This window comes from Lentzea sp. NPDC060358, from assembly GCF_042725365.1.
GTDB lineage: Bacteria > Actinomycetota > Actinomycetes > Mycobacteriales > Pseudonocardiaceae > Lentzea.
The window spans coordinates 16,999-27,705 of the sequence record NZ_JBHXCW010000092.1 but is presented as its reverse complement, the minus strand read 5'-3'; the positions used below and the strand labels follow the sequence as shown (position 1 = coordinate 27,705).

General features: G+C 73.1%; 9 protein-coding genes. 2 read left to right on the top strand and 7 right to left on the bottom strand.

What is annotated here, in order from left to right; genetic code table 11:
- Nucleotides 1-2: 2 nt before the first annotated feature.
- The 3 genes from ACFWGZ_RS20700 to ACFWGZ_RS20690 form a co-directional block, all read right to left on the bottom strand.
- Nucleotides 3-3,149 carry a GH92 family glycosyl hydrolase gene (locus tag ACFWGZ_RS20700; protein ID WP_382453168.1) on the bottom strand — a complete coding sequence of 1,049 codons (3,147 nt, stop codon included), beginning with the start codon at nucleotides 3,147-3,149 and terminating at the stop codon, nucleotides 3-5.
- A gap of 129 nt (nucleotides 3,150-3,278) precedes the next feature.
- Nucleotides 3,279-3,863 (bottom strand): hypothetical protein, encoded by a 585-nt coding sequence (locus tag ACFWGZ_RS20695; RefSeq protein WP_382453167.1) that lies wholly within the window; start codon nucleotides 3,861-3,863, stop codon nucleotides 3,279-3,281.
- A gap of 152 nt (nucleotides 3,864-4,015) precedes the next feature.
- Complete coding sequence (locus ACFWGZ_RS20690) at nucleotides 4,016-4,780, bottom strand: SGNH/GDSL hydrolase family protein (RefSeq protein WP_382453166.1); 765 nt, start codon at nucleotides 4,778-4,780, stop codon at nucleotides 4,016-4,018.
- 75 nt (nucleotides 4,781-4,855) lie between these two features.
- Between ACFWGZ_RS20690 and ACFWGZ_RS20685 the strand changes: the two genes are divergently transcribed.
- Nucleotides 4,856-5,395 (top strand): winged helix-turn-helix transcriptional regulator, encoded by a 540-nt coding sequence (locus ACFWGZ_RS20685; RefSeq protein ID WP_382453165.1) that lies wholly within the window; start codon nucleotides 4,856-4,858, stop codon nucleotides 5,393-5,395.
- Between the two features lie 19 nt (nucleotides 5,396-5,414).
- On the opposite strand, the gene ACFWGZ_RS20680 is transcribed toward ACFWGZ_RS20685, so the two are convergent.
- The 3 genes from ACFWGZ_RS20680 to ACFWGZ_RS20670 form a co-directional block, all read right to left on the bottom strand.
- The gene (locus ACFWGZ_RS20680) at nucleotides 5,415-6,689 is read right to left on the bottom strand and encodes a glycosyltransferase (RefSeq protein WP_382453164.1); all 1,275 of its coding nucleotides are present in this window, start codon (nucleotides 6,687-6,689) and stop codon (nucleotides 5,415-5,417) included.
- A complete protein-coding gene (locus tag ACFWGZ_RS20675; protein ID WP_382453169.1) occupies nucleotides 6,686-8,899 on the bottom strand; it encodes a glycoside hydrolase domain-containing protein in 2,214 nt (737 codons plus the stop codon). The genes ACFWGZ_RS20680 and ACFWGZ_RS20675 overlap by 4 nt, the downstream gene beginning before the upstream one ends.
- 108 nt (nucleotides 8,900-9,007) lie before the next feature.
- Nucleotides 9,008-9,442 (bottom strand): MarR family winged helix-turn-helix transcriptional regulator, encoded by a 435-nt coding sequence (locus ACFWGZ_RS20670; protein ID WP_382453163.1) that lies wholly within the window; start codon nucleotides 9,440-9,442, stop codon nucleotides 9,008-9,010.
- 70 nt (nucleotides 9,443-9,512) lie between these two features.
- On the opposite strand from ACFWGZ_RS20670, the gene ACFWGZ_RS20665 reads away from it, so the two are divergent.
- A complete protein-coding gene (locus ACFWGZ_RS20665) occupies nucleotides 9,513-10,457 on the top strand; it encodes an NAD-dependent epimerase/dehydratase family protein (protein ID WP_382453162.1) in 945 nt (314 codons plus the stop codon).
- Here the strand turns inward: ACFWGZ_RS20665 and ACFWGZ_RS20660 are convergent.
- The gene (locus ACFWGZ_RS20660; RefSeq protein WP_382453161.1) at nucleotides 10,421-10,591 is read right to left on the bottom strand and encodes a hypothetical protein; all 171 of its coding nucleotides are present in this window, start codon (nucleotides 10,589-10,591) and stop codon (nucleotides 10,421-10,423) included. The genes ACFWGZ_RS20665 and ACFWGZ_RS20660 overlap by 37 nt on opposite strands.
- Nucleotides 10,592-10,707 lie beyond the last annotated feature (116 nt).

The following is a 10,707-nucleotide window of genomic DNA, read 5'->3' as shown; positions in this document are numbered from 1 at the left end:
CGCTACGACTGCCCGATCGCGAACACGTGGAGGTTCGCGTCGGACGGCAGGGTCACCGAGGCGATCACCTTGCCCTCCGGCGCGGCGAACGGCGTCGTCGCGAAGATCGACGCGCCCGGTTCCGGGCCCTTCGGCCGGTTGCGGTACTCGGCGCGGGCGACCTGCGTGTTGCCGAACACCGGGTTCTGACCGCCGCCGGGCAGCACCCAGTCGCCGAACGACAGGTCGGCCTGGCCCGTGGTGCCGTCGGTGAACGTCACCACCGCGGTGGCGCGGTGGTCGCCGTTCGTGGCGGCGCCGACGAACGTCAGCCGGGTGGCCGGTCCGGGGAGCGCGATCGCCTGCCCCGCCGGGACCACGTTGTCCGGGCGGCCCGCAGGCGCGGCGGGCCAGGTGAACGCGGTGCCCGCGACCTCGTAGGTCCTGCCGCCCACCAGTCCCGCGGCGGCCAGCGCCGGCCGGGAGTAGCTGTTCCCGGCGCCGTCGAGGTCCGCGGACCCCACGTCGCCGTCGTCGGAGACGCCGACGTCCGAGTACGCGGCGGCGAGCCCGTTCTCCTTCGCCACCAGCACGATGACCGAACTCGGCACGGACGCGCCGCCTGCGCCGCGCACGGTCACCGGCAACTCGAGGTAGCCCTCCGGAGTGCCCGGTGCGACCGCCACGGTCAGCTTCGCGGTGCCGCTGCCGGTCCGGTCGTCGAGCTCGATCCGGCGCGGACCGGTGACAGTGACGCCGGGCGGGGCAGCGGTGGTCACGTCGAGCCGGCGGTCGTGGCCGCCGAGTCGTTGCGCGCTCACCTCGAGCGGTGCCGTGCCACCGGGTTCGACGACGACCTGGCCGGGGGCCGCGGCCAGGAACGGCTTCTCACCGTCGCGATAGGACGGTGGCGTGCTCTTCGCCGCCCAGGTCCGGTCCGGGGTCTCCGCGAGGTCGAAGTCCAGCCGGGCACCGTCGCGGAAGGTGGTGCGCGGCAACGAGGTGCGGTCCCAGCGGTGGCCGTTCAGCTCCAGCCCGTGGACGTACGGCGCGGTCGTGGCGGCCTTCGGCGCGCGGACGTCGATCTGCCGCCCGGTGGGCAGCGAGATCACCGCTCGGTCGAACAACGGGCTGTGCACGACCAGGTCCGCGGTGCCGGGCGTGGAGGGGTAGATGCCGAGCGCCGCCCAGACGTACCACGACGACATGGCGCCGAGGTCGTCGTTGCCGGGGGCGCCGTCGGGCGTGGCGCTGAACTGGGTCGTGGCGATGCGGCGCACGACCTCCTGGGTCTTCCACGGCTGCCCGACGTGGTTGTAGAGCCACGGCACGCCGAAGTTGGGCTCGTTGCCGATCCACATGTGCGGCTCGTTGGGCCCGACGTTGAGCTTCTGGAAGAACGCGTCGAGGCGCTGCGCCACCACCGCCGGGCCGCCCATCGCCGTGACGAGGCCCGCCGGGTTCTGCGGCACCATCCAGGAGTACTGGGCGGCGTTGCCCTCGTCGAAGCCGTTCTGGCCGAACTTGCCGGGCCGCGGCGGCACGAACCCCGGCCCGTCCGGGAAGCGCCCGTCCTGGTCGCGCGGCGCGATGTGATCGGTGATCGGGTTGAAGACGTTCTGCCAGTACTGGCCGCGCTTCGTGAACTCGCGGGCGGTGGCGTGCTCGCCGATGTCCTGAGCGAACCGCGCGATGGCGAAGTCGTCGACCGCCCACTCCAGCGTGATCGACGCGCCGACACGGGCGTGGTCACCGCGCGCGGCGTCGTTGTTGGGCAGGTACTCGCGGGCCACGTACTGCTCGATGCCCGGACGTTCCCGGTACGCGCCCGGCGTGTTGTCGACCGAGGTCGCACCCTTCACGAGGTACCGCAGCGCGGTCTTGACGTCGAAGTCGCGCGCACCGAAGGCGTGCAGTGCGGAGACCAGCGCCACCGAGCTGTCACCGGTCATCTGACCGGTGTAGTCGTTGGCCACCGGCCAGCGCGGCCACCAGCCGCCCTGCACCGCGTCGTTGGTCAGCGACTGCGCCATGTCACTCGCTTCCCGCGGGAAGAGCATGGCCTGCAACGGCGCGAGCGAGCGGTAGGTGTCCCAGTCGGAGAAGTTCGCGTACTGGTGCCGGCCCCGCGGCAGCGTCCTGATCTGGTCGTCGAAGCCGATGTAGCGCCCGTCCACGTCGTCGAAGGTGTTGGGGTGCAGGAGGGAGTGGTAGAGCGCGGTGTAGAACGACTCGAGCTGCGCCGGGTCGCCGCCGGAGACCCGGATCTTGCCGAGCGCGGCCGACCACGCGTCGCGGGTCGCCTTGCGGACGCCCGCGAAGTCCCAGTCCGGCACCTCGGCGGCCATGTTCGCCCGAGCGCCGTCGACGCTGACGTAGGACATCGAGACCTTCGCCCGCACCACGCCGCCGGAGCCGAAGGTCAGGTACGCACCCGCCTTGGACGAGTCGGCGCTGTCGGAACCGGGAGTGACCGCACGGCCGTCCCACGTGCCGTGCGCGGTAAACGGCTGGTCGAACGTGATGTGGTAGTAGAGCGTGTACTCGTTGCCCTTGCCGCAGAAGTCGCCGGTCGTGGCCGAGCCGCTGAGCTCGCGGTCGCCCGTGATCCGCACCTGCGCGCGGGAGTTGCCGCCGAGGCTGGCGCCCGCCTTGACGAGCACCTGCGGCGCCGAGCCCCCGGGGTAGGTGAAGGTGGCGAGGCCGGTGCGGGTGCTCGCGGTCAGCTCCGCGCGCACACCGCCGAGAGTCACCGCGTAGTAGCCCGGCTCGGCCTGCTCCCCGGTGTGGCCGAACGGTTCCGTGCGGTCCCACGGGGCGGTGCCGATGTCGCCGGCGACCGGCAGCAGCGGCACGTCGCCGAACGCCGAGCACCCGACGGAGGCGTGCGTGAGGCTGAAGCCGCGGATGCGGTCGGAGTGGTACTGGTAGCCGGCGTAGGACCCCTGGGTGTCCGGCGAGAACTGCATCATGCCGAACGGTGCCGACGGCCCCGGGAAGTTGTTGATCTCCCCCACCGTGGCGCCGCCCTTGCCGGTACCGATCAGGGGGTCGACGTGCGCGACCGGATCGGTCACCAGCGTGGACATCGTTGTCGGCGCCGCCACCGCGTGAAGGGGCGCGCCCAGCACCACCGCCACGACCGCCGCCACCGCGAGCCTGAACCGCACCGGGCCTCCCCGTTGTCGTCGTCGACAGGGTCGAACCTTCCGACCCCGCGCGGCGGCGTCAACGTTTTGACAAAGACTTGGCTCGTGCGGCGCGGTCCCGGCTGACAACCATGTCAGCCCGGACCGGACTCAGACCCGCGCGATCGGGTGCAGGAAGGGCAGCGACGGCAAGCGGTCCGGCCCGTACAGGAAGCCGGCCATCAGCACCACCAGCCAGGGCACCTGCGGACCCGTGAGCTGCAGCGGCTCGGCGCCGTCGAAGATCAGGTAGCAGACGCCGCCCGGCATGTCGGCGTTGAAGTCCACGACGGCCGGGTAGGAGAACCGCAGCCACCTGCCGCCGACGAAGCACATGACGCAGTAGTTCGTCACGACCACGCGCGCCGGGCAGTGCTCCCGCCACTGGGGCGCGGCGAGGTTCTCCGCGCGGTGCCGGGCGCGGCTGTTGCCGACCGCGGTGGCCGCCAGGCCCGCCGCCACGAAGAGCGGTGAGCCGTAGAAGAACCCGTCGGTCTGCTGGTAGCTGACGTCCATCCCGTAGAACCGGGCGTAGCCGAGCGTGAGGTCGGAGAACGCCGCCTCGCCCGGCGCCAGCAGCAGCGACGTGGGCACCTCCCCCGGGACCCCGCCCGCCACGAGGTGCCGGTACAGGTGCACGGCCGCGGTCCAGGACGCCGTCCACTCGGGGTTCGCCGGTACCGGCTCGAGGGTCATCGGGTTCTCCACCTCGCTGCTCGCGGACGCCTTCGCCGAGCCCGAGTCCGGTCGTCCCCGCGCTCCACTGCCACACCGTCGCGCAGCACGCACGGGTCGTTACTCCATGACACGTGACGTGAACTCGACCGGCCCGCGGGCGTCGCGGACGATCAGCGGTCCGCCGTGGCGCTCCACCGCCCGCGCGGGAGCTGCCGGGGCAGCGGGCGGCGGAAATCGGTGCGGGCGATGGTGCAGAGCGACCTGACCTCGGCCAGCCGCTGTGCCGCGCCCACCGGTGGCCCGGCGGGGATCCAGGGCCTGCGGGCGTGACCGGTGAGCAGCTCGGCGAAGGTGTGGGCGATGCCGGCGTGGCCGTGGGTGCCGGGGTGGACGCGGTCGATCGACCACATGCGCGCGGCGTGGGTGCGTTCGTCGTGCCACAGGTCGTGCACGACCGCGTCGTACTCGCCGGCGATCTCCCGCACGAGGTCGTTGACCTGCTGGAAGCGCGACCGCGTCGCCTGGTGCCGGGTCACGCCGCCCGGCCAGCGCCGGGTGATGTCGGGCAGGGTCGCCATCAGCACGCGCGCACCGCTGTCGTGCAGGGTGGCGACGGTGTCCGCCAGGGCGCGGCGCACCGCGGCGGCGTCGAAGCCCTGCCGGTCGAACGCGTCGTTGGCGCCGACCATGACGCTGACCAGGTCCGGTCGCAGCCGCAGCGCGGGCTCGACCTGGTGCTCCAGCACGTGCCGGGCGTGCCAGCCGCGCACGGCCAGGTTGTCGTACCGCAGGCCCGGCCACGCGTGGTCGAGCTCGCCGGCGAGGACGTCGGCCCAGCCGCGCAGGCTGCCGTCGGGACGGGGGTCGCCCACCCCCTCGGTGAGGCTGTCGCCCAGAGCCACGAACCGCCGGACGGGCTGAGTACTGTCAACCATACCCAGAACGGTAACCCATCCCCCGGCGGCCCCGCGTGCGGCGGTCGGTTCCCGGGCCTGTGACAGAGTGCGCACATGCAGCACCACGGCGCCCACGACCCGGATGGTCCCCCATCGGCGCCCGCGGACGACGCGCCCGGACTGCGGTGGCGCCGCGACGCCTGGCACCTGGAGCCGGACTCCGCCCAGCGGGCGCTGGACGTGCTCGTGCCGCGCAGCGCCGGGCAGATCGTGCGCGAGGCCTTCTACGGCACCCGCCGCTTCGACGACTTCCTGCGCCACACCGGGATGACCCGCGGCGTGCTGTCGGCGCGCCTGCGCGAGCTGACCGACCAGGACATCCTGGTCAAGGTCGCCTACCACGACGCCGGCTCGCGCGGCCGCCACGAGTACCGCCTGACCGACCGGGGGCGGGACCTGGCGACGGCCATCATCAGCCTGCTCACCTGGGCCGACCGCTGGCTGCCCAGTCCGCACGGCCCCACCGTTGTGCTGACCCACCGCGAGTGCGGCGCCCCGGTCGGCACCGAGATCCGCTGCGGCGAGGGCCACCCCGTCGCGGGCATCGGCGACATCCGCGCGGAACCCGGTCCCGGGGCCCGGCCGCGCCCCTGACCTCCCGCGGCGGCCGGGCTCACCCCGTCAGGGCGACCGCGGTGCCGGACGAGAAGAGGTCGTCGAACACCCGCACGCGGTCGAACGACAGGGCGTGCGCGCGTGCCCGGTCCGCCATGAGCTCGCGTTCCTCGGTGGTCGTGTCGAGCACCACCCGGTCGATCGCGGCGGCGAGGTGGGCGGGGTTCCCGGCCTCGACGACGACGGCCGTCCCGCCCACCGCCTCGCCGACGCCCCCGGTGGCCGTGGTGATCACCGGCCCGCCGCCGGCGAGCATCTTCTCGGTCAGCGCGATGCCGAAGGTCTCGACGAAGTCCGGTTCGGGTTTCGTCGGCAGCGCGTACGCGGCGCAGCCGGCCATCAGCAGCGGCTTCTCCTCGTCCTGCACGTCGGTGAGGAAGAGGACCCGGTCGTCGTGCCGGGTGACCTCCCGCAGGTGCTCCAGTTCGGGGCCGTTGCCCGCGACCACGAGCCGCACCCGCGACCGCGCCCGGCTCCGGGCGAACGCCTCCACCAGGTCGTAGACGCCCTTGGCCCGCGTGAGCCGGGACAGGAAGAGGACGTACCCGTCGCGGTCGAGCCCGCGCCGCCGCAGGGCGGTGTCCACGAGCGCCGGGGCGAGGTCGAGGTAGGCCGAGGTGTCGATCGGCGGGTAGCTGACCGAGATCCGGCGCGCGCACTGGCGGGCGAACCGGGTCCCGCAGTGCGCGTCGACGGTCTCCGCGCAGGCGATGATCTCCTGCCGGGTGTACTCCGACACGGCGACGACCTGGTCGTTGGCGAGGAACCGGGTGAACAGGACCACGGCGGCCCCGAACCGTCCCTCGCGCAGGCACGACCGGATCACGTTGGTGACGTCCGAGCCGACCGCTTTCGCGATGGTGCGGACGTCCGGTGCGCAGCCGGCCGCGCGGGCCGCGTCGACGGCGTCGCGGACCACCGCGTCGTGGGGAGCGAGGTACATCGACACGCACGTGGTGGGGACCCGCTCGGCCAGTAGCTCGACCAGGCGTCCCGTGAGCCCGGCCAGGTAGCGGCCGTCGGGCACGCGGTAGTCGCCCACGGGGTCCGGCCGCTCCACGGTGATGCCCTCGCTGTAGGGCAGGATCCCGTCCAGCGGCTTGAGCGGCAGGCCCGCCGCCTGCAGCACCGGGACGGGCCAGGTCAGCAGGCGGACGTCGTCGAAACCGCGGGTGAGCGCGACCTCGGCCAGGTTGCGGGCTTCTCCGGAGTGACCGCAGATGACCGGGTCGGCGCGGACCACGATGACGAGACGCCGACGTGGACTGCTCATGGGCGAGCCCCCTTTCCCAGTGGGCCGGACACGGACGGCGGCAGGACCTCGCGGCCCCACCCCGACGGGTGCGGGCCGAGCTCGAGGAGCAGCCGGCCACCGGCGTGGACGTCGGTGGCGCGCAGGTGGGCCGCGTCCAGCGGCTTGCCGTCGAACCGGGCGGACTGCACGTACTGCGCGGGCGGGTCCGCGTCCAGCCCGTCGGAGCTGACGGACGTCTCGCGGTGCCCGCGCGTCTCGACGACGAAGTCGCGGTCCCCGAGGTGCAGGGTGGCGCGGCTGAAGGCGGGCGCGTTGACCAGGAACAGGTTCTGCCCGGCGACCGGGAACAGGCCGAGCGAGGCCCACACGTACCAGGAGCTCAGCCCGCCCGAGTCGTCGTTGCCCGGCAGGCCGCCGCGGCCGGTGCCGAACTGCCAGGTCAGCGCCGCGTGGACGATCTCGGCGGTGCGGTCGGGCCGGCCCGCGTAGTGGTAGGACCAAGGCGCTTCGACGTCCGGCTCGTTGTTGAGCCCCTCGAAGCGGTTCAGCAGGTAGCCGGCCGCCATCTCCGCCGGGCCGGGCCGCCTGCCGGGCTGCGTCACCCGTGCGGCGCCGTAGCCGAAGAACGCGTCGAGCATGCCGATGAACGCCTCGTTCCCCCCGGCCAGCGCGATCCGCGCGGCCATGTCGTGCAGCAGCCGGAACGAGTAGTTCCACTTGCCGCCCTCGTAGAACGACGAGTCGAGCAGCAGGCCGGTGCCCGGGTCGAATGCGTTGGACCACAGCCGGCTGCGCGCCTCGAGGTCGTCGGCGAGCTGGACGTCGTTCAGGGCCCGGGCGACGCCGGCGGTGCAGTGGCAGGCGTAGGCGAGGTCGAGCGTGTGCGAGATCGGGTGGACGACGCCGTGCTCGTAGAACTCCTCGCCGTACATCCGGCGCAGGTCGTCGTACATGTGCACGAGCGCCCAGGTCCAGTCGAGGTCGCCGAGGCCGAGGGCGTGCGCGTCGGCGAGCGCGGTGTGGACCAGCGCGCTCGCCTGCCGGAAGAACCTGTCCGCGCCGCGCGCCATCCGGTACCCGATCGGGAAGTTCCCCTCCTCCTCGCAGACCCGGATCAACGACTCCAGCAGGTCGACGGCCCGGTCCGGGCAGAGGGCGGCGAGCAGCGGCAGCTGGGTCTTGTAGATGTCCCACATCGTGCAGATGTCGAACGCGAACGGGCCCGACGACGGCCAGAACGGGCTCTCGTCGTCGGCGAAGCACGGCTTGATCAGCGAGTGGTACAGCGCGGTCGCGAACACCTGCCGCCGGGCCGGCGAGCCGCCCTCGACCTCCACCCGGCCGACGTGGTCCCGCCACCGCGCCTTCGTCCGCTCCCGCACGACGTCGAACGCCGGTGCCCCGTCACCGCACTCGCGTTCCAGGTTCTGCCGGGCCTGGTCGCAGCCGCGCAGGGAGAACCCGATCCGGATCTCGACGCTCTGCCCCGCGGTGACCGGCCCCAGGAACAGCATCCCGAACGGGCGCAGCGTGGTCTGCCGGATGCGGTCGAAGTCGAGCCGCGTGCCGCCCTCGATCAGCCGCCGGTCGTGCCACAGCATCTGCCGCCAGCCGGGGCTCTCGACCTTGACGTGCACCGACAACGGCACCCCCTCGACGACGACCGTTCCCCTGGCGTGGCCGTTGCCGAGGCTCTCCACGTGTGCCCGCAGCGGCACCGTGCGGCCGAGGTCGATGGCCAGGCCGCCGCAGGACAGGTCGACGACGAGCCGCGCGCTGCGGTGCTCGGGGAAGACGTACCGGTGCACGGCGACCTTGGCGCCGACGGTGACCTCGCACCGGATGCCGGTGTCCAGCGTGGCCGCGTAGTAGCCGGCTTCGGCGGCCTCGTCGTGCAGCGGCCAGGACTCGCCGAGGACGTCGAGCGGCTGCACCATCGGCGTCACCCGCACGTAGTTGTAGTACTTGCGGATCGCGCCGGTGCCGGACTGCTGGAAGTGGGTGAAACCGGACGCCTGCAACCGGTCGAAGAGCTCTTCCGGCTGTCCCTCGGTGTTCTTCGCGTAGCGGCCGTACCCGGTGGGGTAGGCGCCGGAGTAGGCGCAGGCGGACACCATGCCCAGCGGGGACGTCGCGCCGGGGTGGGTGTTGCCGACCTGCGCTTTCGGCCACCACCAGGTGGCCGCCAGCCCCTGCGCCGCGGGCAGTGAGGTGGCGGCCGTGCCGATGAAGGGATCGATCTCGTCGAGGATGGGACGACCCTAGATCGGCGCCCGCGGCACGCTGGTTTCCGCGACGTGAACTCGGATGACGAACTCGGGTCACGCGCGGCCGGGTCAGTCCTGCACGATCGTGCGCAACGTCCGGCGGAGCTGGTCGGCCGCGGTCCGGCTCAGCCCGGCCAGGAACGCGCTCTCGGCCTCCAGGTACGCCGCCTGCGCCGCGTCGTAGGTGCGCAGGCCCTGCTCGGTGAGCTCGACGACGTTGCGGCGCCGGTCCGCCGGGTCCGGCCGCCGCGTGACGATCCCCTTGCGCTCCAGCACGTCGAGCAGCGCGACCATCGTGGTGCGGTCGATGCCGAGCGTCTGCGCCACCTGCAGCTGCGACGACGGCTCCCGGTGGGCGAGGACCCGCAGCGCCCCGAAGTCCTTGCCGTCGATCCCCAGCGGCGCGAGCGCCGCGTCCGTGGACGCCGTGAGCTTCAGGGTCGCGTGCTTGAGGAGGTACGCCAGGACCTCGTGCGGGTCGGCGGTGCTCGGCTCGGTGGACACGACGCCCATCTTAGGCCTACCCTGATCGTCAGCACTACTGACGATCAGACTCACTGCGAAAGGCGCGACCATGATCCTCGTGACCGGAGGCCTCGGCTTCATCGGCTCCCACACCGTCCGCGCCCTCACCGACGCGGGCGAGGAGTGCGTGCTGCTCCAGCGCCGCACCCCGGACCTCCCCCCGCACCTGGCGGACCTGCCCGTCCACGTCGCCCAGGCCGACGTCGCCGACCTCGACGCCCTGCTCGCCGTGGGCGAGCGGTACCCGATCACCGGGATCGTGCACCTCGCGGTCGCGCTGCCGTGGCCGGTCACCGACGACGACCCGATCGAGAGCACGGAGCGTGCGCTGGGCGCGTTCCTCAACATCGTCCGCGCCGCGCGGGCCTGGGGTGTGCGCCGCGTCGTGACCGCGAGCACCATCGGCGTCTACGGCTTCGCCTCCGAGGGCGCGCTGACCGAGGACGTGCCGCTCTCGCTGGAGCGCTCCCACCCCATCCCGACGTTCAAGAAGATCACCGAACTCCTCGCCGGCCACCTCTCGGAGGTGACGGACGTGGACATCGTCACCGCGCGCATCTCCGGCACCTGGGGACCCGGCGGCCACCTGCCCGACCCGTTCTTCGCGGCCCCGTCGCTGGCCGAGGCCGCGGCCCGGCGCGGTGCCCCCGACCTGTCCGGACTCGTCGCGCCGCCGCACGCCGAGGACGCGCTCGACCTGCTGTACGTCAAGGACACCGGCCGCGCGCTCGCGTTGCTGCAGCTCGCCGGCAAGCTGTCCCACTCGACGTACAACGTGGCCTCGGGACACGCCACGAGCAACGCCGACGTCATCGCCGCGATCGGCTCCGTCGAGCCCGTGTTCCGGTTCGAGCTCCCCTCGGCCGGGGAGGTGCCGGTGCGCTGGCTCGACATCACCCGCCTGCGCGAGGACACCGGCTTCGAGCCCGAGTACGGCACCGCCGCGGCCGCCGCCGACTACATCGCCTGGCTGCGCGCGGGCAACGAGCGCTGATCCCGGACGATCGCGGCGAAGTCCTCGACGAGCGGACTGCTCCCACCGGCCCGCGTGGCGAGCACCACCTCGCCCGCGCGGCCGTCGTCGAGCGGCACGGACACCAGGTCCGGGCGCAGCTCGACGCAGGGCACACCGGCGGGGACGATCGCGACGGCCTGCCCGGAGGCGACGAGCTCGATCTTGTCCTCGGCGGTGGGGGACCACCGGTCCGCCGGGAGCGGAACCGCCGCCGGGCCGGACGGGGTCC